At 58.7% G+C, this 21,564-nt stretch carries 17 protein-coding genes and 1 pseudogene; 8 read left to right on the top strand and 10 right to left on the bottom strand.

Annotated elements, in window-relative coordinates; translation table 11 throughout:
- Window position 1 precedes the first annotated feature (1 nt).
- Both E0501_RS05975 and E0501_RS05970 read right to left on the bottom strand, forming a co-directional pair.
- Entirely contained in the window at window positions 2–2,215 is a 2,214-nt protein-coding gene (locus E0501_RS05975) for a GumC family protein (RefSeq protein WP_137700402.1), read from the bottom strand.
- Entirely contained in the window at window positions 2,212–3,393 is a 1,182-nt protein-coding gene (locus tag E0501_RS05970; RefSeq protein WP_161594568.1) for a polysaccharide biosynthesis/export family protein, read from the bottom strand. Before E0501_RS05970 ends, E0501_RS05975 begins: the two co-directional genes overlap by 4 nt.
- Window positions 3,394–3,920: 527 nt before the next feature.
- On the opposite strand from E0501_RS05970, the gene E0501_RS05965 reads away from it, so the two are divergent.
- Window positions 3,921–4,619: a sugar transferase gene (locus E0501_RS05965; protein ID WP_137700400.1), complete on the top strand. Its 699-nt coding sequence runs from the start codon at window positions 3,921–3,923 to the stop codon at window positions 4,617–4,619.
- A gap of 274 nt (window positions 4,620–4,893) precedes the next feature.
- Here E0501_RS05965 and E0501_RS05960 read toward each other — a convergent pair whose 3' ends face one another.
- Window positions 4,894–6,000, bottom strand: a complete 1,107-nt coding sequence (locus tag E0501_RS05960; RefSeq protein ID WP_161594567.1) for an ATP-binding protein — start codon at window positions 5,998–6,000, stop codon at window positions 4,894–4,896.
- A 434-nt stretch (window positions 6,001–6,434) separates the two neighbouring features.
- Between E0501_RS05960 and E0501_RS05955 the strand changes: the two genes are divergently transcribed.
- The 6 genes from E0501_RS05955 to E0501_RS05930 all read left to right on the top strand — a co-directional run bounded on the left by E0501_RS05955 (window position 6,435) and on the right by E0501_RS05930 (window position 13,965).
- Window positions 6,435–7,793 (top strand): KamA family radical SAM protein, encoded by a 1,359-nt coding sequence (locus tag E0501_RS05955; protein WP_137700398.1) that lies wholly within the window; start codon window positions 6,435–6,437, stop codon window positions 7,791–7,793.
- Window positions 7,794–7,999: 206 nt separating this feature from the next.
- Window positions 8,000–8,911 carry a CheR family methyltransferase gene (locus E0501_RS05950; protein ID WP_137700397.1) on the top strand — a complete coding sequence of 304 codons (912 nt, stop codon included), beginning with the start codon at window positions 8,000–8,002 and terminating at the stop codon, window positions 8,909–8,911.
- A gap of 212 nt (window positions 8,912–9,123) precedes the next feature.
- A complete protein-coding gene (locus tag E0501_RS05945) occupies window positions 9,124–10,287 on the top strand; it encodes a DegT/DnrJ/EryC1/StrS family aminotransferase (RefSeq protein WP_205123450.1) in 1,164 nt (387 codons plus the stop codon).
- 17 nt (window positions 10,288–10,304) lie between these two features.
- On the top strand, window positions 10,305–12,083 hold the full coding sequence (locus E0501_RS05940; protein ID WP_137700395.1) for a GMC oxidoreductase: 1,779 nt from the start codon (window positions 10,305–10,307) through the stop codon (window positions 12,081–12,083).
- A gap of 133 nt (window positions 12,084–12,216) precedes the next feature.
- Entirely contained in the window at window positions 12,217–13,047 is an 831-nt protein-coding gene (locus E0501_RS05935) for an SDR family oxidoreductase (RefSeq protein ID WP_137700394.1), read from the top strand.
- 15 nt (window positions 13,048–13,062) lie between these two features.
- Window positions 13,063–13,965, top strand: a complete 903-nt coding sequence (locus E0501_RS05930) for a sulfotransferase family protein (protein ID WP_137700393.1) — start codon at window positions 13,063–13,065, stop codon at window positions 13,963–13,965.
- A gap of 27 nt (window positions 13,966–13,992) precedes the next feature.
- Here E0501_RS05930 and E0501_RS05925 read toward each other — a convergent pair whose 3' ends face one another.
- From E0501_RS05925 to E0501_RS05900, 6 genes and pseudogenes are all read right to left on the bottom strand, one after another.
- Entirely contained in the window at window positions 13,993–14,868 is an 876-nt protein-coding gene (locus tag E0501_RS05925; RefSeq protein WP_137700392.1) for a hypothetical protein, read from the bottom strand.
- 279 nt (window positions 14,869–15,147) lie between these two features.
- Entirely contained in the window at window positions 15,148–16,428 is a 1,281-nt protein-coding gene (locus tag E0501_RS05920) for a cellulase family glycosylhydrolase (protein ID WP_161594564.1), read from the bottom strand.
- A 355-nt stretch (window positions 16,429–16,783) separates the two neighbouring features.
- A pseudogene (locus E0501_RS05915) lies at window positions 16,784–17,487 on the bottom strand (IS6 family transposase).
- Between the two features lie 107 nt (window positions 17,488–17,594).
- Window positions 17,595–18,356 (bottom strand): enoyl-CoA hydratase/isomerase family protein, encoded by a 762-nt coding sequence (locus E0501_RS05910; RefSeq protein WP_137700390.1) that lies wholly within the window; start codon window positions 18,354–18,356, stop codon window positions 17,595–17,597.
- A complete protein-coding gene (locus E0501_RS05905; protein WP_235857750.1) occupies window positions 18,353–19,351 on the bottom strand; it encodes a phenylacetate--CoA ligase family protein in 999 nt (332 codons plus the stop codon). The genes E0501_RS05910 and E0501_RS05905 overlap by 4 nt, the downstream gene beginning before the upstream one ends.
- A 302-nt stretch (window positions 19,352–19,653) precedes the next feature.
- Window positions 19,654–20,238 (bottom strand): TetR/AcrR family transcriptional regulator, encoded by a 585-nt coding sequence (locus E0501_RS05900; protein ID WP_161594563.1) that lies wholly within the window; start codon window positions 20,236–20,238, stop codon window positions 19,654–19,656.
- Between the two features lie 318 nt (window positions 20,239–20,556).
- On the opposite strand from E0501_RS05900, the gene E0501_RS05895 reads away from it, so the two are divergent.
- Window positions 20,557–20,799 (top strand): hypothetical protein, encoded by a 243-nt coding sequence (locus E0501_RS05895; protein WP_137700387.1) that lies wholly within the window; start codon window positions 20,557–20,559, stop codon window positions 20,797–20,799.
- Here the strand turns inward: E0501_RS05895 and E0501_RS05890 are convergent.
- Window positions 20,796–21,497 (bottom strand): RlmE family RNA methyltransferase, encoded by a 702-nt coding sequence (locus E0501_RS05890; protein WP_137700386.1) that lies wholly within the window; start codon window positions 21,495–21,497, stop codon window positions 20,796–20,798. The two genes, E0501_RS05895 and E0501_RS05890, sit on opposite strands and share 4 nt — an antisense overlap.
- Between the last annotated feature and the right edge of the window lie 67 nt (window positions 21,498–21,564).

Raw genomic sequence — 21,564 nt, 5'->3', positions numbered from 1 at the left:
CTCAATAGCCATAAGAATACATTTCGGTTTCGCGCGCCGCCGTATCGATCTTGCGAACCATTGTCAGAACGGTGCCCTCGACTTCCACTTCGGCGGTTTCAAGCCGTTGGATCGAGTTGCGAACGACCCTGGCAGGCGTCCGACCGCATTGCACGGTCATCAGGGTCACGCCCACCTTCTTCCCCAACAGCACAGCATCCGCCAGGTAGAGCACCGGCGGCGCATTCACGATGACCGTGCTGTATCGCGATTTCAGACGCGAGAGCAGCTTGTCGAATTGCGGGGACGACAACAGGTCCGCAGCAGCGGTACAGGGCCGTGCCGGAGACACGACGTTTATCCCGTAAACCTCCGAGTATTGCACGATGTCTTTCAAGTTCTTGTTGCTCTCCAGGAAATCTACAAGACATCCTTCCTTGTGGGTGATACCCGCCATCTGACGCAAATCCGGCTGCCGCAAGTCAGCATCCAGCAGAACGACCGAATACTTCGCCTTGCTCAAGGATTTGGCCAACGCCACTGAAAGTGCGGTTTTGCCTTCGTTGGGAACTGACGAGGTGATCATCACATGACGCGAACCGGCGACAGTCTTATCGTCGAAAAGAACCGTCTGGATCGATTTCACATGCTCCATAAAGGTGGACTTAGGATCGTCTGACAGCTCGCGCCGCAACCACCCGAAACCTCCTCCGAAATGTCCCACATAAGGCAGCAATCCGAAATTGGGCAGTCTCGAGAGTGCCGTCAGTTCACTTTCACTCGATACCGGCGCGCGCACCATGTTGCGCAGGAACACCAACGCCACCGCTGCAGAGAACCCAAGAACCATCGCGCCGATCATCATCAGCGTTTTGCGCGGCGCCGAGGGAACGGTGGGGATCTCTGCCCGGCCGATCACCCGCGCCTCCGGCGTCTGGAAATCCGCCTGCGCGCTTGTTTCCTTGTAGCGCGACAGGAAGTTTTCATATACCAGCCGCGTCGCCTCGGCGCTCCGCTCCAACTGACTCAGCCGGACCGATGCCTTTGACAGCGCATCCGCCCGGTCCGACACGACCTCGATCTGACCTTGCAGCGCGGTCTCGCGGTTCCGCGTCACCACGACATCGCTCCGCATTTCTTCGACCTTGCGATGAAGTTCTTCTTGGATCGACCGGTCGATGTTCTCGATCTGGGCGGAAATGCTCACCATGTCGGGGTGCTTGCGTCCCAGCGTGCTGGCCAGTTGCGCCTGCTCCGAGGCCAACTCGGCCCTCCGGCGCTGCAGATTCTCCAGCAGCGGCGACGTGACCACGTCGGCCACAGCAGTCAGCCCTCCGCCGGACATCAGCGCCTCGATCTGGCCAAATCGCACCTCTGCATCCGCCCGCTCGGTCGAGCTTGCGACCAGTCTGGTGTTCAACTCGGCGAGCAGTTGGTTGATGCTGTCTTCGCTGCCCTGGGCCATATCGATCATCTCGGCCTTGAAATCGACAACCGCGCCATCTGCCGTCTCAACCTGCGCGCTCAGTTCCTCCAACCGGTCGGCCAGCCAGGCATTGGCCCGCAAAGTGGCGTCCAACTTGTTGCTGAGTTGGGAGGCGATATATCGGTCGGCAACCGCATTCGCGATTCTGGCCGCCACCTCGGGCCTGTTACTCTGGAACCGGATACCTATCGCGTAAGAAATCCCGATCTGTGTCACTTCGAGGTCCCGGCGGATCGCGTCTACGACCATTGCCCGAAGCATGCTCTCGGGCATCCGCGCGGCTACTACGTGGGGCGGCTCCCCTCCCCGGGCAACCCGCTTGAGCAACGCAAGGAACGACTCGCGCCGAAGCTGCCTCGGATCGAATTCGGGCGCGTTGACGAGATCGAGTTCGTCGACGACCTCGCCAAGCAGCACGTTCGAACGCAATGTCACGACCTCACCGGCAATCACCGAATTGGTGACGTCCAGATTGGAAACGACTGCGACCGCCGGCGCCACCCGCTCCTCACGCGTATCCATCAGAACCTGCGACCATGCGCTATAGGTCGGAGGAACCGTCTGCAGATAGGCGAACATCGCGACAATCGTCGCCAACGTCACCAGCACGATCAGCCGCGCATTGCTGCGCAACACCGAATAAAGATACATCAGGTCGACCGCGCCGACGCCTTCTTGCTGGGCACGGCCAAAGCGCGAACTGCCGCCGTCCGCCTCGCGGCGCCATTGATTGCTGCTGGAAAGGCTCATCCCGGCGCCTGCATGGTTTCCGGAGGAATGACGGTCACAACCAACAGATCGCCGGGCAGCAATTCGTCGAATGCCCGCAATTCAAGTGTTTCTACGCCGCCCTTGCCCCGCCGCCGCACCTGATAGCTCACCAGAAGCTCGGTTTGCATCCCGGCGGCGGCGTTCATCCACTGCTGCAATAGCCGGATGCGATCCTGCACCGAGGACCGGCTGGCGATCTGTTTCTTGATCTCGTTCAGAAAACGCTGCGACTCCGACAGCAAGGCGCGCTCGCGCTCGGCATCGAACTGCGACAACTCGCTTTTCAGGTTGGCAACCTGCACCAGCACACCGGCGCGCTGCTCGCGCAACTGCAGCAGGTTGTCCTCGGCCAGCGCGGTTCTTCTTTCTTCCTCGGAGATGTCGGCCTTCGGCACAAGACCGCGCTCGGCCATTTCCTTCGTGCGTGCAAGCTCGGCCTTCGATGCGTCCAGAATCTCGGTCTGAACCCGTTCGCGCTGTTTCAGTAGCGCAACCCGTCCCTCGGCTTCGGCAAGCGCATCGGCCAACAGGCCACGCCTTGTGTCCGCGTCGCGCCGTTCAAGGGCGATGATCTGGTCTTCCTCGGCTTTTTGCTCATCGAACAGCTCGCGATTGATTCCGGTTCTCAGATCCGGCGGCACGTCCGACCACTGCAGAACCTCGGCCCCTTGCAACTGAGCGCGCACGCGCGCGTATTGGGCTGCTGCTGCCGCCAGGTCGTATTCAAGGTTACTCAGCACGCCCTCGAGATTGCGCCTTTCCAGAACTCGCGCTTCCTCGTTGTTGGCAGAGATCGCGGGTCCACCTGCCAGGCCCACCGCCTGCTCGGCCGTCATGAAGGGCTGGAAGTCGAAATTTCCCGGCTCCCGGACATCGCCCAGAACCGAAACCGGCCGGAATGTCGCAATCGAAAGCTCGACCGAGGGGTTCACAAAAATCTCCCGCTCGATATAGGTCTGCCTTACCCGTTGGCGCGCCGTTGCCACCGGAACATTCGCCAGCTCCAGCCCTCCGATGAAAGGCAATTGAACCGCCCCGTCGCGCCCCACCGTGAAACGCTGTGGAGCGTCGCTGTCGTCGAGGATATCCAGCTCGATCTCGTCGCCGATATTGATGATATAGTCGTCCGGAATCGCCCCGGCCTGCGCTGCGACCATCGTTGCACCGACGATCAAACATGCAACAAGCTGCCAAAGCACCAGTGGCCGCTCGGAAAATTTAGGCCTGATCATTTCGAATCACGATGTCTTCTATTTGAAGCACCTATGATATCAGGTCAGGGGCAGGTGTCAGCTTTTTGTTCCGGCCATGCCGGCCCGGATCCCGGCCAGCACTACGCCGTTTCGCAACAAATGGGTTTCACGCGGATCTGAGGGACCACAACTAAAAGAATTTTTTCATTGCCATTTTTCAATCAAAGCAATGTCGCGATTGACGTTTGCCTAGAAATAAGGCGGAAACATGTCAATTTTCTGCCGGAATGTGGATAACTATTTCCCGTATGGAAACAATGAGCTAGTTGATTAACGATCATTAAGAAACCTTCCGCGATCTCGGTTACCCTTCTATAATGAAGAAGAAACTTGATTCGTATTTTCATTGAGAGGCCTTGTGGGGGGCGCTTGATTGGGGGAACGCTTTTTTCGGGGGGGTACGCTTTTTCCAAGCGTAGTGAATACAAAACATGGGTACACACTTTCACACCTTTGACAGCGTCGATTCCGACGCCTCAAAGCTTGCTGCAATGGCGGCCAAACACAATGAAGCCAGTGTCACGGTTCATCTGAGAGCGGCTTTCGACAAGGCATTCGCACTTGGCGCGCTGATCTTCTTCGCCCCGTTCATGCTTGCTGTTTGCGCCCTTCTGCTCATCCGCGAGGGCAGACCGGTTTTCTTCGGTCATACGCGGATCGGTAAGAATGGAAAAACGTTCAAATGCCTGAAGTTCCGCACCATGGCGGTTGATGCTAATGAGCGCCTTGCGCGCCTCCTGGCAAGTGACGCCGAAGCACGCAAGGAATGGGAAGCCACCCAGAAGCTCGAAAGCGATCCGCGCGTGACCTGCCTCGGGCTCTTGCTGCGCAAGTCCAGCCTCGACGAGCTGCCCCAGTTTCTCAACGTTCTCAAAGGTGACATGGCACTGGTCGGCCCGCGTCCGATCGTGGCCGAGGAAGCCATTCGATATGGCGAGAATTTCGGCGACTACATCTCGGTAAAACCCGGCATAACGGGAGTCTGGCAGGTCAGCGGCCGCAGCGACGTGTCCTATGACCAGCGCGTCGAGATGGATGTCGAATATGTCAAGAATCGGTCATTTTCCCGCGATCTCAAGATCATCTTGAAAACGGTCAAAGTGGTTCTCACCCGCGACGGCGCCTGCTAGGCTCGATCAAAGAAAGACTAATCCGATCACTGCCAGCCAGAACAGCACCGACGCCACGATCACGATCAATCTCAGCTTTTGCGGGCTTGTCGAGCGAACCCACTCTTTGCAGGCAGAGATGCTGTTTCGCAGGATCATCGGGTTTCCGTAGGACGAATTGACGCGGAAAGTACGTCGCGATGCGGCTTTTACAGGCTAATCCCGAATTGTGGCAAGAACGAGGCACCCCTTCCTGCTTGCATGGCAAGAAACCGCCAATTCGACCAGGGTTGCCTCACCGAAAAGCGTTTCGCAGACTGTTGGTGAATTGCGATATTCCGGGGCGCGGATCGCGCCAACTCCATATGACGTGAAAATCCGCGGTAACCGCATCGCGCACCGCCTGCCACAACGCACCCGGAACCTGTCCGCGTCGCATCATGCCATGGCTCACCGATTTGCGGATGCCCTGAACATCGCCATAGAACCATGCGTGCCGCAGCCCGCCCTCGGATTCGAATACCTTTTCCTCCCGATCGGGGTCCTCCGCCAGGTCGATGGACAGGCGACACAGTTCAAGCCCTGCCCGATCCGGCACCGCGGTGTTGCCGTTGAACCTTGGGTTGAGTTCCAGAAAACTGATCTCGTCACGGTCGCGGTCGACCATGAACTGAATAAGCCCGACCCCGGTATAATCCAGCGCTGCCGCCATTCGTGCCGTGAACTCGCGCAGATCGTCAGGCATCGGCAAGGTCTTTCCGCAAACATCGATCCCGGTGCCGTCATACGCGTCGGTTCTCAGAATTTGGGTTGCCACCGCCCGTATCACCCTGCCTTTTTGGGCCGCGAAATCGACGTTGAATCGCGGTCCCCGAATGAACCGCTGAACGATCAGCCGGTCATGCCCTTCCGGCCACTCGGTCAGTGCCTCGCGCAGTACGCTTTCCTCCTGCGTGATGAACGCCTTTCGCCCGGCAATCGGTTGCAAAGACGAAAGCGGACGCACAATCAGCGGAAACCCGATCCGTGCCGCAGCGTCGAAAATCTGGTCCAGCGTTTCGACAACTTGAGCCGCCGCCGACGGCACTCCGGCACGTCCGGCCACTTCGAGCATTGCTACCTTGTCGAGACATGTCGTGACGATTTCATCCGACGGCGTTCCGTATATCCGGTCCGGCGGAAGCTTGGCGCGGTTCCGCGCCAGCCCCAGCACATAGGATTCTTCCACCGGCACAACGGCGCCGATATCAGGGCGCTCGGCCAGATACTCGCTAAGACATTCGAAGAACCCCGGTTCTTTCGCAGTTTTCGGCGCGTCCCACACCTCCGACACCGCTCGCGAAACCGCCGCCAGGCCTCCATGATCGCGCGTTACGATCACACGATAACCTAACAGCGCCATTCGCCGCGACACCGCGACTGAAGGACGGTAGTTTCCAAGAAGCAGAACCGATTCTTGGCCTCTCATACCGTCACCTCATGGAAAAAGTTCAAACAACCTGATCCGAATTCAGGCCAAAAATCAGCAATCGTTTGCCGGATATTCAGGCAATTTCTGAACAAGGCCTGACCCTCCTGAAAAAAACACGGATTTGCTCTTCGATCTTGCAGAAATAACTTGCAAAATCAACTGTATATGAAAATAATAAAAGATACTGTATATGAAAATAATAAAAGATATTGACCTGGACTACTTCCGAAGCTCGCGGGTCGGAGGGTGGTTTTTCGAGTGACGTTCGAGATTGGGGTCTCGGCAAAAAAACTTTTAACCTTTGCGGGCGGGTCATTACTTTCGGCGACCCATTTGCAGTAGTCGTTGGGGGCTGGGTGGGTGACATGCGGATTTCCGAAGCAACCGAACGCTATAAAGCCATCGGCGCAGATTCGCTGCACCGTTTGCCGCAGGCCAATCGCCTGCCCGCCGAAACCCGCCATGCCCTGAAGATCGTTTCGAAAGTCCTGCCCTTTCGTGTAAACGCGCATGTCACCTCCAATCTGATTGACTGGGACGCGGCCCCCGACGATCCGGTATTCCGGCTCGTGTTTCCAGCGCGCGAAATGCTCTCGCCCGAGGCTTTCACCCGCATCGAAAACCTTGTCTCCCGCAATGCTTCTTCGACCGAGATCGCGGCCGCTGCGCGGGAAATCCGCGCGCATCTGAATCCACATCCTTCCGGCCAGCGCGAACATAATGTACCTGAACTGGACGGCGCGCCAGCGGCCGGGTTTCAGCATAAATACAAGGAAACCGTTCTATACTTTCCTGCCCGAGGCCAGACCTGCCACGCCTATTGCACCTTCTGTTTCCGCTGGGCGCAATTCGTCGGCAATACAAAGATGAAATTCGCCAGCAAGGAGTCCAAGGCGCTCGTCCGTTACCTGCGCACGCACCCTGACATCACCGATGTGCTCTTTACCGGCGGTGATCCGATGATCATGGCCACGCATCACCTGGCGGCACATATCGAACCGCTGCTTGCCCCGGAATTCGACCACATCCAAACAATCCGTATCGGCACCAAAAGTCTCACATTCTGGCCGCAGCGCTATGTCAGTGATCCCGATGCCGATGAGCTTCTTCGCCTCATCGAACGCGTTAACCGCGCCGGTCGCAATGTCGCCGTCATGGCCCATGTCAACCACTGGCGCGAGTTGGATCACCCGATCGCCCACGCCGCGATTCGCCGTCTGCGCGATTCCGGGGCGATCGTACACAGCCAGGGCCCGCTTCTGGCCGGCATCAACGACGATCCCGATATCTGGGCCCGGAACTGGCGCGATCAGGTTCGTCTCGGCGTGCATCCCTACTATATGTTCATCGAACGCGACACCGGCCCGCGCCAGTTCTTCGAAGTGCCGCTGAGCCGCAGCCTTTTGATCTATCGTAGAGCGATTCAGCAAGTCTCGGGCTTGGCGCGCAGCGCCCGCGGCCCGGTGATGAGCGCCGCGCCTGGGAAGGTCGAAGTGATCGACACCCAGTTCCGTCCGGATCGCACCCGCTTCCTTCTGCAGTTCCTTCAAGCCCGCGACCCATCCCGAGTGCGTAAACCCTTCTGGGCCGAGGGCCCCCACGATGCTTGTTGGTTCGATCAGCTCGAAACGAAAAGTCTGTGGAACAAGCAGCTCTCGGAAACCGGCCGCTTCCCGCCACCCCCCCAAATACTCAAACCTGTGTCAAGAAAGTCGCCACTCTAGGCGCCCAGAACACATTCCTAATAAAACGCATCGGCACCCGCAGTGGTCCGGCGCCCCGAACCAGTCTTCTTGACGCTATGTCACCAATGCGAACGCGGCTCCGACAACTTCGGGGTCGGCACCGACGGACTACCCGGATTTGACGGAAGACATGCCCAAGAAATACTGCTAGCATTAAGTTCTGATTGGAGAAATCGGATTTGCCCATGTCTGTGTCACCCGATTACAAGGACTATTCCGCGAAGCCGCCCGGCACGGAGGCTGCTAAGGCAAACAGCCTGTACGAGTTCCTTCGCAATCGGGTCTTGTACGACACGATTCTGCTGCCCTATGGGCTCCTGCGCCATCGGCGCCTCTTGAAGAAGAGCAAGCGGGTCAACGATCACACCTACACCTGCTTTCTGCGCGGGCCGGCTCAGCTTAGGCTGCTCACCGGTCCGGTTCTCGATTTCATCCGCCCTCAAGGCCGGCTCGACATTACTTTGCTCGCCTGTTCCAACGGCGCCGAAACTTACACGATCGCATCTGTCTTGCGCAAAACACACCCCGATCTCGACTTTCACATCTACGCGTCCGATCTTCACCAGTCGATGATCGACCGAGCGAAAGCTGCCGAGTACTCTAGTGATGAGGTTCTACACAGCGTCTACATGACCGAGGAATTCCTCCAAGACACGTTCCTCGCCCAGGGTGATAGCTACGTGGTGCGACCTGAACTTCGCGAGTATGTCAGCTTTTCTCAGGCGAACTTGCTCGACGGCGAAACGCTACGCGCGAAATTCGGCCAGTCGCCGCTCGTCATCGCGCAGAACGTGCTCTTCCACCTCACACCCGAGGACACCGCCAGCGCCTTTGACAATCTGGTAAGCCTGTTGGCGCCGCGCGGTGTCTTGCTCATCGAGGGCATGCAACTCGACCTGCGCGTCGCGCTCACCAAAAAATACGGCCTCAGCCCCTTCACCCAGAATTTACGGCAAATCTTCCAAGAAACCCGGGTCCACACACCGCCGCATTGGTGGCGGGTCTATTGGGGGACCGAACCTTTTCTGTTCTGGCGCAAGGACCGCGCGCGAAGATACGGCACTGCTTTCAAGCGTGACGAGGGCACCAGCTATTGATCTCCCGCCCGCCGCGACATCTACCACGCGCGCCCGGAAATCGCACCCGGACCGACCGCGACATCGGCGGCTCACCAAATTGCGCCGGAAATCGGATGCGCGCTAATATTGAGACTGTGCAGATTTTCTGGACTGGCGCGACGTCTTGTGCGTAGCCTTCTGTTGTATAAGCAATGTTTTCTTTGGGTCGGATTGAAATGCCCAGAATTGCCTTGAAAGAAATCCTCGCGGTCAACCGGGTCCTGGCCAGCGGCAGGTTGCTGCGATATGCCCGGGGTGAGCGCAGCTATACCGCACGCTTTGAAACCGCCATGGCCCGGAAATTCGGTGTGGACCACGTGCTCACCGTCAATAGCGGCACCAATGCGCTGATCACGGCGCTTGCCGCCGCCGGCATTGGCCCCGGCGACGAGGTTCTCGTACCGGCCTATACTTGGGTCGCCACCGCGCTTGCCCCGCTTGCCGTCGGCGCCGTGCCGGTGCTGGTGGACATCGATGAAAGCCTTACCATCGACCCCGCCGATATCGAACGCCGCATCACGCCTCACACCAAGGCTATCATCCCGGTTCACATGCTCAATCTTGTAGCGGATATGGACGCGATTTTGGACATCGCCCAACGTCACGGACTGAAAGTCATCGAAGACGCCTGCCAATGTGTCGGCGGTATCTATAAGGGCCGCAGGGTCGGTGCGATCGGCGATCTGGGCGCGCTAAGCTTCAATCATTACAAGAACATGACAAGCGGCGAAGGCGGCGCGGTTCTGTGCAACGATGAACGGCTGTTCGTGCGCGCCCGGATGTATCATGATCCTGGCAGTTTCATTCGCGACCATGCGCGATTCAACGAGCCGCTGTTCGCAGCCATGAATTTCCGCGTCTCCGAGATCACCGGCACGTTGCTACACTCCCAACTTTCGCGGCTTGATTCCTTGATGGCGCGACTCAAAGCGCGCCGGACGTTGCTTGCCAAGGCGTTTTCCAACCTGCCCGATTGCCACATCTCACCTCACAATGACCCCGAGAATGCGCTTGGCCTCACTGTCGTCTTCAATGACGAACGCGCGGCTGAATTACTCGGTCAAACGCGTGGGGTGCAACGGTTGATCGAAACAAACCGGCACGTGTTCACAAATTGGGAGGCCGTTCTTTGCAAGCGATCCTTCGATGAGCGGATGAACCCTCACAGATGGGCGCATCGCGACATCTCGTATGACCCGGCGGACTACCAGACGACACTGGATGTCCTAAGCAGGACCTGCGTGATTTCGCTTCGGCCCGACCTGCCCCTCTTCGTGCTGCGACGCTGGGCGAAATCGCTCCGGCGGAAAGCCACGAGAACGCTTGCCTACCTGTCGCCGCAGGCCGCGGAATAGAGAACCGGACTGCGCCGATGCCTTCCGGATCCCTCTCCCAAGGCCAAGCTGCCCATGTCCGCGAGTTGAGCGACTTGGCGACAGGAGAAGACGTTTCATGCGACATCCTGATTATTGGCGGCGGCGCGGCCGGTCTCACCCTGGCACGCGGGCTTGATGGCACAGGTTTCGACGTGCTGATCGCCGAAAGCGGTGGCCTGGAAGAGGCCCAGGACACCGATACGCTCAATCGGGTTCTTACCCACCCCGCAAACTGGAACGATGAACAGATCGCCCGTCGCGAATCTTTCCACGGACCGCAAACCCGATACTGGTCACATGAAAACCAGAACTTCGGCGTCCGATGTCGCGGTCTCGGCGGGTCCACGTCCGCATGGGCCGGCAAGTCCGCGACCTTCGATGAAATGGATTTCGCCGCCCGCCCCTGGATACCGCAAAGCGGTTGGCCGGTGGACGGCAAGGAACTCTCTCCCTTTCTTGACCGGGCCGCCGAACTCCTCAACCTGTCGGCCAATTGCTATGACGACAACCTTTGGTCCTTGATGGGCCGCAATCCGCCCCTCCCCCGACCCGACCCGGAGATCTTGCGCTCGTTCTTCTGGCAGTTCGCGCGCTCCACGATCAGCCCGATGGAGGTCATGCATCTGGGCCGCGAGTTCCTGCATCGTCCGCCCGCCAACGCGCGCGTACTGACGGGGGCAACAGCTGTCAAAGTCCTGACCGAACCAGCCGGATCGCGGGTCACGGGTGCCCTCTTCGCTGACAGGTCCGGCGCGACCAGAACCGTCCGGGCCGGCACAGTCGTTCTGGCCACAAGCACCATCGAGAACGCGCGCCTGCTTCTCGTCTCCAACGATCACCGGTCACGGGGGCTCGGCAATGACCATGACAATGTCGGGCGTTACCTGCTTGATCATCCCTCCGCGGCGCTGGCCAGTTTCGATGACCGGGACATAGCGGCCATGGCCGAACTCTTTGGATTCTACGGCCTGAAGCACAAAAACGGCAGCAGCATGTACATGCGTGGCCTCGCCCCCACACCCACCGTTCAAAAGAAAGAAAAACTACTGAATTGCGCCGTCTATTTCCAGGGCGAACGCGCGCCCGATGATCCCTTCAACGCCGCGAAACGGCTTCTCAGACGCCGCAGCCAAAGCTATTCAGCGGATATCATGGCCGTTCTCAAATCGCCCGGGCTCGTGGCGAAAGGACTGGGTCGGCTGGCCTTTCAAAGCGAGAAATTTCCCAAACCCATCACGCGCTTCGTCGTCAACCAGCTGGTCCGCTTCCGGCCCAACATGGTGGCCGAAGAATACCTCACCCAAGGCGTTCCGCACAAACTCACGGGGCTCAAGATCATCGCCGTTTGCGAGCAGGCGCCTGATCCTGACAATCGCGTCGTTCTTTCCACTGAAAAGGATCGTTTCGGCACCCCCCTTCCGCTTGTTAATTGGCGCATCGGCAATCGCGAAGCGCACACAATGGCGCGGTTTGCCCATATCCTGCGCAGGGAATTTGCTGAGGCCGGGTTGCCCGCGCCCCAGTTGGAAATCTGGACCGGCAACGGCGACCTCGGTGATATCGCGGTGATCGACATGGCACATTCGGCCGGGACGACTCGCATGTCGATCGATCCGCGGAATGGGGTTGTCGACCGAAATTGCATGGTTCACGGCGTCCAGGGTCTCTTCGCTGCCGGCGCTTCGGTGTTCCCGACCAGCGGTCATGCCAACCCTACGCTGATGGTCATGGGTTTCGCTCTCCGTCTCGCCGATCACCTGAAAGGCCAACAATGAAAACTGGACAGGAAAGTTTCGAACAAATAGGTTTTTCAAATACTTGCTCGCTTGAAACCCATCACCATCGCACCGAGCAAGCGCAAGCGACACCAACTTGAAACCGGCTGCTCCCGCGCCCGGCTATGTCTCCATGACCGAACAAACGCAACAGAAACACGTCATCGTCTCCGGCGCATCCCGGGGCATCGGGCGCCACACCGCCATTGCTCTCGCCGAGGCGGGATTTCATGTTTTTGCCGGTGTGCGCACCCTCGAGGCCGCCAACAGCCTGGCCGCCCTGGAACTCGATAACCTGTCTCCCGTTACGCTCGACATCACGAATAGCGCCGATATCGCCGCCTTGAGCGAGGCGCTTGCGGGCAGAGAGCTTCAGGGACTTGTCAACAACGCCGGAAACGCCGCCTTGGGGCCGCTGGAGTTTCTCCCACTCGATGAAATCCGGTCGGAGTTCGAGGTCAATCTGTTCGGCCACATCGCGATGATCCAGACTTTCCTGCCGCAACTGCGCGCCGGGCGCGGACGGATCATCAACATCAGCTCGATCAGCGGCTTCATCGGCTTTCCCTTTTTCGGCGCCTATGCCGCATCGAAATTCGCGCTCGAGGGTCTGAGCGATTCCCTGCGCCGGGAATTGAAACAAGTCGGTGTCGCCCTGTCGCTCATCCAACCGGGCAATATCGACACCGATATCTGGCAAACCTCCATCACCAAGGGGCAATCACTCGAAGAGCGTTTTTCGGGCGCAGCAAAACAGATCTACGGCAGCCGCTTTTCAAGGAACGAGAACGGGAGCTATGGCCCCGCCGTGAAATCCGCCCCGGAAAATGTGGCCGAAGTGGTCGTGCACGCCATGACGGTCCCGGCCCCCAAAGCGCGCTACCTTGTCGGCAAGGACGCCCGGCGCTTCGCCCGACTGCGCCGGTTCTTCTCCGATGCCGCGCTCGACAAGCGTTTTCGATAAGCTTGGTTCAACCCCATGAAAAACCCGAATTTCTTCATCGCAGGAGCGCCAAAAAGCGGTACGACAGCCATGGCTGACTACCTTGACGATCACGAAGAGGTTTTCGTCTGCAAGCCGAAGGAACCCTGTTTTTTCTCGAATGATTTCCCCGGTCAGCAGTTGGTCAGCACGCCCGAGGCGTACAGCGCACTCTTCCAAGAGGCCGGCCCCCACCACAAGGCCGTCGGTGAAGGATCGGTTTGGTATCTCTATTCCCGCGTGGCGCTGGAAAACATCCGTCAATACGATCCTGACGCCCGGATTATCGTGATGCTGCGCAACCCGGTCGAGCAGGTCTATTCCATGCATCAGGAACTCTTTCACCGGCGCTACGAAACCCAGTCCGATTTCATGGCGGCTTGGAATATGCAGAGCGCCCGACATAACGGCCACGGCATTCCGAAATACTGTAAAGAAGCTCGGTTTCTGCAATACTCAGCCATCGCCGAATATGCCGCCCAGATAGCTCGGCTGAAACAGATTTTCCCGGACGACCAGGTAAAAATCATCCTGTTCGACGATTTCAAGCGCGACACGCGGCAGGCCTACCTGGACGTGCTCGCATTTCTCGGCGTTCGGGACGATGGTCGTACCGACTTCGTCCCGTCGCTCGAAAGCCGCCGTCACAGGCTGCACTGGCTGGGCACGTTTCTCATCAACCAGCCCTCCTGGCTGATCTCCGCCCGGAATCGCTTCAAGAAAGTCTTGGGAATCAAGCGGATCGGCCTTCGGGATATTGTCGCGAAACACAATACCGTGGTGGAAAAGCGCGCGCCCCTGCCGCCGGAGTTCATTCAGGAGCTCAAAGACCATTTTCGCAGCGATGTCGAACAGCTTTCGCGGATGATCGGTCGCGATCTCAGTCACTGGTGTCGTTAGCAAGCGCCTGGAAGCGCTTTTTGTCGCTCAGTCCTCGCTTTTCGCCAGAATCGCCGAAACCCAATCGTCCGCCATCGCATCCAGTCCGGCGGCCGAGAAATGACACTGATCCGGCAAGCGATACTTCACGTCCACCAACGCATCGCTGTTCACGCCTCGCAAAACGCCTTCCAAGTCGCGGATCAGGCCATCCTGAACCTTCAGCAACTCCTCGTCGATCCCGCGATCCCCGCAATAGGAGACCAGGCTCAGGTAGATCGGCGCATCCGTGAGCTGTGCAAGTTTTCCCCGGAACTCCATGAACGGCTCCGGGTAGGTTTCCGCGCCCATGGGCGTCTTGTCAGGGATGTTCTTGTTGTGGCGCTCGCCGTGGTGGATCAGGATGCCGTCGATCCGGCCGAACTGGTCCAGACCTTGCCGAAGCTGGTTCTCGAGATAATCGAACGGGTGATCCCTCACCAGTTCCTCCATCGACGCTCCGCCCCAAGCGACATTGATGAAGAACACGGCCTTCGCAGCGCCCTGCTCGATCAACTTGTCTCCCACCCGCCCCCAGACCGATCCGTTCGGCCCGGTCGTGCCCAACGACGGGTCGGAGTATTCATAGGCCACGCCATCGCTGACCATGAACACGGGCTGGCGCACTTCATAGCCCAACTGCCCGGTATTCGCGGCATTCGATTGTCCGTAAGTCAGGAAAACCAACCTCTCGGGATAGGTCGCGACCGACGCCAGCGGGACCTTCCCCGCCGTGTCCACGTACCGGTTCGCCAACACGTCCCTCATCGAGATCAGGTGCTTGATCTGGCGGAGTTGCTCATAGGGGAAGATCTTCAGTTGCGCGCTCAGCATTCCATAGGCAAAGGCCAGCGGCAAAAGGACAAACAAATAGCGTTTCTTCATTCCAACAAAGTGTCCATGGCCACGACGATGGGCTGTTCCACGCCCTCGTCCAACAAGGTTTCCGGCTCAACTGCTTGGTTTGATTATGCAGCGGATATGCGATGACGCAAGCGTCGCGTTCCGGCCATGGTCTTTCGTTTGACCTTTTCACGCTGTTCCGGCGTCGTCGGGACACGGCTCGAAGCCACGGGTTTCAAAGCTCCGCACTGCCATGACCAGGGGCATGCTTAGACCACGGTTCGTGAACGGCCGGATATCAGAAACACCGACCAGACCCCGTCAGTCACTGGACGTCTGATCGCGACCAACAGCGCCCCCGGCAATCGACTTGACCGCTACGAAGATCGGGTACTCGCTCAAGTCCAGCGTATGACCGCTCACGGCAACATTCCGGCCGAAACTATCCACAACGCCCAGAATTTCATAATCGGTTTTGATCGTGTGCGGGACAGCCCTGTTCCGAAGCAGCGGTGGCGAGGTCCAGGCGACCATTTTTTCCTCTTTCCCATTCGTGAAAAGCAGCAGGAAATCCTCCTGCCTCCCCGTCGTTTCGCGACCGACCAACCGGAAACCATCCAACTCGTTATGCATGGTCTTCGCCGCCGTATAAGCCGGTCTCAATTCGAATTCGTTATTGATGAGACCGTATGTGTCCGACGACCGGAATTCATACCAGACGCTGTATTCCAGCTTGTGAAGATGGTCGAGTAACTGCTGACGGATCAACAAGGCGCCTTGAAGCTTCCTTGCCTCCTCGTGTGAATAGCCACGATCAGAGATCCAGTCGGTTGCAGGAAAACCGACCTCCGTATTCACGATCATGAGGTCACTGCGACCCGCGGCGGCAAGTTTCTGGCGCACAAACGAATAGCCTCTGACGTCCGCCAATTCGGGCCAGGCAAAGCCGTACGGGTGTACCGAAATCGCATCGATGCCGCTTTCAAGCATGCCCTGCTGTATCGTCCTGTCAAACCAGGAAAAAGATTCCCGCCACAGCGCTGAGATCGATCCGGCCGATACAAAAACATCCGGATTGGCTGCCTTCATCGCAGGCACCACCGCTCGCACCAGCAACGTGTACTCGTCAGCCATCGCGTCGATATTCGATTTGTTCGGATTGGCCGGGTGAGCTCGCCAAAACTGCCGAAGGTTCGGTTCATTCCAGATTTCGAACACGACGGGTTCGTCCGCATAGTGCGCCGCTGCCGCTGCCGCAAATTTCGCGAACCCCTGGCGCCCTTTTTCGGTTACAATCGCAACGGCACCCTCTTCAACGTGCCCGTAGAGCGAGTTGTTTCCGAAGAGCGTGGCGCTCACAACCATTCCACGCGCCTTGGCTTGGTTCACAATTTCATCAAACCAGGCAAAGTCGTATTGTCCGTATGTTTTTTCGACACGCGACCAGTACAATCCCTTTCTGATCACTCCGAAACCGGCACCTTCTGCAAGGTCAATCCGCGCGTGATCGCCATTCTTGAATTGTACCCCCGTCCGGTCGGTCACGGTATCGCCGGACAGCGCTGAAGGATGTGTTCCACCCACATTCAGTAGAAGTTTCACTCTGTTATCGTTGGTGTTGCGGTGCAAACTATCTAGCAATCCGGTCGTCTGCCCGGTTATTCGAGGGGGCACTTGGGCATCAGACGCTGACGGGGCGCACAGTAGCAGAGTTACCGCCATCAACGTTGAAAGTGCGTGTGCAACTGTTTGCATGACTGAATTTCCAGGATCACAAGTCTCGCAGATCGCGACCATCTGGCCCCGATTTCGGAAATCGACAAAACATTGATACACGATTGGCTGTTTATTCACTACCCGAACAATCCTCCCAGACCGATCTGGAATGCCAACGGTGTCGGGATGGTGCTGTCAGACGAATTCGAACTCGTCTCCGCCAGGACATTAGCTCTGTCCGTTATGCCGCGCAGAGACCGCGCCACTCTCCAGAGAAGCGGTTCGGTTTTGCGTAAATGATCTCGACTTGAGAGACTGCTATCCTTGTTGAAGTGGTTGAAGACGGAGGAGAGGGCAGCGACAAATTCTGCAAACTTCGCATCCGTCGAAAGCGCTGCATCGCCGTTTCTCGCTGCCGGAGTGGTAGATGCAAGTTCTAGAATCGTTTGTTGAGGCAATGTCCACAGGGTTGGAGATGGTCGTGACCCAAGACTCGCAGCGCCGCTTTGTAAGCCGGAAACCGATCAGTGACCAAGACCTCCGGCGGACCGTAGCGCCGCATCAATTTCCAAAGCATTTTCAATGCAACGCATTTGTTTCTTCGCTTCATGACGACACTCTCAAACACCTCGCCTTCTTGATCGACGGCGCGCCACAGACAGTAGCGCTCGCCGGTAATCTTTACGAACACCTCGTCCACGTGATACTGCCATCAAGAGAAAGCCCGAAGTTGCTGAACCCTTTTGCGTCGAGTTTCCTATGCGAACATCGGCCCGAACCTGTTCCACCAGAACCGGATGGTTTCATGACTGACATCGATGCCTCGTTCATGAATCAGGTCCTCGACATTGCGAAGTCAAAGCGGGAATCGAACATAGAGCATCACCGCTAGGCGGATGATCTCACGGCTCGTTTTGAAAACTTGAATGGGGAGCGCTTGGTCATGACCGGAAGCTACGAAAGCGACCTGCCCGGCTCAAGCCAAGTTAATTTGACATGACCTTCAGCGCATTGATGTACGAGAACGGCGTCTTGCCGGCCCGCAGCCGCGATCAGAAGTCCTTGAGCAATCGGGTCGTTTCCGGATCCAGGAACCCTGCAACAGTCGCCTCGGTCTCCAGTTGCAGCGCCTGGTGAAGGCCGCCGGCCGTTGCCTGGTTCAAAACCCGCTTCATTGCCCGCGTGGACAAAGGCGGCAGCGATGCCAGCTGTGCCGCGACGGCGCCCGCTTCCGCCAGCAAACTGTCGTCCGGCACCACCTTCCACGCGACACCGACCTCCCTCAGTTCCTCCGCCGAATAGCGCTGCCCCAGGAACAGCATCTCGCGCGCTTTCAGAGGACCGACCAGGGCCGGCAGGATCGAGGTCACCGCCCCCGTCACGAAGAGGTTGAGCGAGACCTCGGGGAAAAATCCCCTGGCGCTTTCCGCCCAGATCGGGAAATCGCAATTGATGGCCCATTCAAAACCACCTCCGACAGCCCAGCCATTGATGGCCCCGATAACCGGTTTCGCGCCGAAGACGATCGCGACCGTCGCGCGCTGAATGGCGTCGACGAGTTCCCGCGCCTCTTCCTCGGTTTCCGGGTGCACATGTTCGTGCCGATCATCGCCCGCGCAAAAAGCCCTGCCTTCCCCGGTAAAAATGATGGCCCGTGTCTGCGGATCGCGGTTCGCATCGTCCAACGCCAGGGACACATCGTCGATCAGCCGTCGGTTCATCGCGTTCATCGCATGCGGCCTGTTCAGGCAGATCGTGCGGACGCCATCGCCGGTCATCTCTGACCGGATGGTTTCATAAGTGAAGGTTGTCATTCATAGCTCCTTATGACCCGCTTGGTTTTTCCCTCGGTCCGGGGAAACGTCCCATGGGGCAGAACGGTGGCGCGAATTGTCGCCCCCAGCTTTTTCTTGCAGGTCTCCTCTATCCGCCGCGCAAGCGTTCCATCGTCCCTGCCCTCGACCGCCAATTCTACATGCACGGGCAGGACATCATAGGGAGGCGGCGTATCCAGCATGATCCTGTAATCGCCCGACAACTCGTCGAAACCGGTGACGACCGCGGCGACCATGGTCGGGAACATGTTGAGCCCCCTGACCACCACCATGTCGTCCGAACGCCCGATCACTCGAAACCGGAACCCCGTGCAACCGCACGCGCACTTGTCCGTGTTCTCTACCCGAATGATGTCCCCGGTCCGGAAGCGAACCAGAGGCTGGCATTCGCGGCTGAGATGCGTAAGCACCAACTCCCCCTCGTTGCCGGGGTCCAATCCCTTGCCATCCCCGCTGTCCGGGTCGATCAATTCGGCATGCAGGACGTCATGGGCGACGAAATGCAGCGCCGTGTCGTGGCGACATTCGGATGCGAAATTGCAGAAGACGTCGGACACCCCGTAATTCGCGTTTCTTGGTTGCATGCCCCAGATATCGCCAAGGCGTCTGCGGAATGCCGGGTCGTCGATCCCGGGTTCCCCGCCAAAGAGCCCCAGCTTCAGGCCCAGGTCACGAGGTTTCATGGAAGGGTATTTTTCTGCAATCACGCGTTCCAGAACCGCTGGATAGGACGGGGTGCAGGAAATCGCCGTGATCTTTGTTTCCAGGATCGTGTCGATCAGCAGCTCGGTTGAGCCGACACCGAAGGGCACGACCGTTGCGCCTGTGCGTTCAAGTGTCAGGTGGTCGGTAAGCCCCCCCATCCACATCTGGTAATTGAGGCAATGCACAACGGTGATGCCCGGCTTCAACCCGGCAAGCGATTGCGCCCGCCCCCCCACGATTTCCGTGATTTCGCAATCCCTTGCGCTCATGGCCAGGTTCATGGCCTGGCCGGTCGTGCCGGATGTTCGGTGCAGCCTGCTCACCCTGTCCGCCGGGGCCGCAAGGTAGTCGCCGAACGGCGGCGACGCGGGTTGCGACAATCTCAGATCCGCCTTGTCCGAAAATGGCAGTTCGGCAAGATCTTCAAGCCGCCTGGGAGGCCGCCGGCCGTTCCAGAGCCTTTGATAAAATTCAGAGTTCCTGGCGACATAATCGCTTTGCTTTTCCCAGGCGTCCTGCCTGTGTGACGATATTTCGTCGAGTGGCATCAGGTGCCCGTCCTGCAACAAGCTCATTCGTGCATGCCTTTCCTCCAGAGGGTCGTAAGGGTGTCGATAACGGCGTCCATGTCTTTCGAAAGCGAAGCAATCCAGGGATCTTCCGTTACGAAAAGCGCGGTAAGATACTGGTCGACCATGCCGCCCAGCGCATAGGCACGTCGCATCAGTTCATCTTCGGACAGGCCGCCGCCCCGGTGGTTCTTCACATAAGCCCGCACGACGGTTCGTGCCCATTCGTTGTTGAGCCGCTGAAAAGCCGTCCTGGCCTCCGGAAAGGCGTCGATTCCCACGACCAGGCATTTCATCAGGCCCGCATTGGCCTTGAAAAGCTCGAAATAGGCCGCCGTCGTGTTGCGGACCGGATCGCCGGCTTGCCGGGCTGAAATGCGCATCTGAACCTGCAGGTAGTCCACGAACTTGCTCAGAAGCGCGCCGGCCACGTCGTTTCGGTCCTGGAAGTACAGATAGAAAGTGCCATGTGCGACGCCGGCATGCCCGCAGATGGCCGATACGGTCAGCGCATCCAGGTTGTTTTCGGCCAGGAAACCTGCGCCGGCGACAAGAAGGTTCAGGCGGGTGCGCTCCCCCTTGCGCATGCCCTCTCGGCCCTGGACGAGCCAAGCTTCGAACGGATCTGCGATCGCTGTCTTTGTTCTCGAGGCCGGAATCATAGGAACTCCAATTTTATGAACATGACATCACTATCATATTTTGACCAAGTCAAGAGCCCGAGCTTCCCCGCTGGCGCAAATTATCGGAATTCCGCCGGGCTATGCCCGGGATCATCGCCACATTCCGGCCCGGATTGGCGCGAAATTTCCCCGAAATTGTTTCCGTTGCGGACACAAAACGCCGCATTTGCCCGCCAGATTGGCCTGAACGCCCCGACGTGGGCCAACAGGACCGAGGGAAACATGGAAAACGCCCTGATGATCGAAACGGCCTCTGACGCCACGCACGAACCGCGCCACGCGCGCCTGTTCGAGCTGATCCGCCAGCACAACCTGCGCGCCATGCAGGCCAGCGGCGGTGCCCGTCCCTCGGCCCAGACCACCGGGCCCACGGCCAAGGTGCACGAGTTCGCACAGTCTGCCCGTCAGTCGCTTTCGCCCGAAGAACAGCAGGCCCTTGGCATTACCGCCAGCTTCGGCCGCTAACCGCGGAACCCCGTCGCAACCACGAATTTTTCCGATGAATCCGCCCGGCTCGCGGGCGGTTTCACGTTGGCGACCTTGGCGAATTTCTGCTTGAGCAGCTTCTGAAGCTCGCCCTCCGCGCCCCCCGCCAGCACCTTGGCGACAAAGGTGCCGCCCTCTTCCAGCACATCAAAGGCGAAATAGGCCGCCGCCTCGCACAGCGCGATGATACGCAGGTGATCGGTCTGCTTGTGGCCCGAACTGGCCGCGGCCATGTCGCTCATCACCACGTCGGCCTTGCCGCCCAGCCATTCCTTGACTTTTTCGTCGGCACCTTCTTCCAGGAAATCCAGCTGGTGAATTTCGGCGCCCGCGATCGGTTCGACCTCCTGCAGGTCGATGCCGATGATCCGGCCCACGGCCTTGCCCTGTTTCTCGCCCAGCGCGTTGATGCGCGGCACCGCCACCTGGATCCACCCGCCCGGCGCACAGCCCAGATCCACCACCCGCGCGCCCGGCACCAGGAACCGGAACTTGTCGTCCAGTTCCATGATCTTGAAGGCCGCGCGCCCGCGATACCCTTCCTTTTTCGCCCGCTGCACATACGGATCGTTCAGCTGCCGTTGCAGCCACCGCGTCGAGCTGAGCTTGCGGCCCCGCGCGGTCTTGACCTTCACGGTCAGATCGCGCCGTCCGCGTCCCGAAGATTTTCGTACCATCTGTCCGACCCCGCTTTCCCCATCGGAAATAGCCATTCCCCCATGGCGGTACAAGGCAAAGGCAAAC

Origin of the sequence: Marimonas lutisalis (genome assembly GCF_005434965.1) — a bacterium.
In the GTDB taxonomy this organism is placed as follows: Bacteria; Pseudomonadota; Alphaproteobacteria; order Rhodobacterales; family Rhodobacteraceae; genus Marimonas_A; species Marimonas_A lutisalis.
Note: the sequence above shows the minus strand (reverse complement) of the source record. Positions and strands in the feature narration are given on the sequence as shown.

Coding starts and splice junctions, on each gene's coding strand:
- E0501_RS05975 (WP_137700402.1), bottom strand. CDS start 2,215: ATGAGCCTTTCCAGCAGCAATCAATGGCGCCGCGAGGCGGACGGCGGC.
- E0501_RS05970 (WP_161594568.1), bottom strand. CDS start 3,393: ATGGTCGCAGCGCAGGCCGGGGCGATTCCGGACGACTATATCATCAAT.
- E0501_RS05965 (WP_137700400.1), top strand. CDS start 3,921: ATGGGTACACACTTTCACACCTTTGACAGCGTCGATTCCGACGCCTCA.
- E0501_RS05960 (WP_161594567.1), bottom strand. CDS start 6,000: ATGGCGCTGTTAGGTTATCGTGTGATCGTAACGCGCGATCATGGAGGC.
- E0501_RS05955 (WP_137700398.1), top strand. CDS start 6,435: ATGCGGATTTCCGAAGCAACCGAACGCTATAAAGCCATCGGCGCAGAT.
- E0501_RS05950 (WP_137700397.1), top strand. CDS start 8,000: ATGTCTGTGTCACCCGATTACAAGGACTATTCCGCGAAGCCGCCCGGC.
- E0501_RS05940 (WP_137700395.1), top strand. CDS start 10,305: ATGCCTTCCGGATCCCTCTCCCAAGGCCAAGCTGCCCATGTCCGCGAG.
- E0501_RS05935 (WP_137700394.1), top strand. CDS start 12,217: ATGACCGAACAAACGCAACAGAAACACGTCATCGTCTCCGGCGCATCC.
- E0501_RS05930 (WP_137700393.1), top strand. CDS start 13,063: ATGAAAAACCCGAATTTCTTCATCGCAGGAGCGCCAAAAAGCGGTACG.
- E0501_RS05925 (WP_137700392.1), bottom strand. CDS start 14,868: ATGAAGAAACGCTATTTGTTTGTCCTTTTGCCGCTGGCCTTTGCCTAT.
- E0501_RS05910 (WP_137700390.1), bottom strand. CDS start 18,356: ATGACAACCTTCACTTATGAAACCATCCGGTCAGAGATGACCGGCGAT.
- E0501_RS05905 (WP_235857750.1), bottom strand. CDS start 19,351: ATGAGCGCAAGGGATTGCGAAATCACGGAAATCGTGGGGGGGCGGGCG.
- E0501_RS05900 (WP_161594563.1), bottom strand. CDS start 20,238: ATGCGCAAGGGGGAGCGCACCCGCCTGAACCTTCTTGTCGCCGGCGCA.
- E0501_RS05895 (WP_137700387.1), top strand. CDS start 20,557: ATGGAAAACGCCCTGATGATCGAAACGGCCTCTGACGCCACGCACGAA.
- E0501_RS05890 (WP_137700386.1), bottom strand. CDS start 21,497: ATGGTACGAAAATCTTCGGGACGCGGACGGCGCGATCTGACCGTGAAG.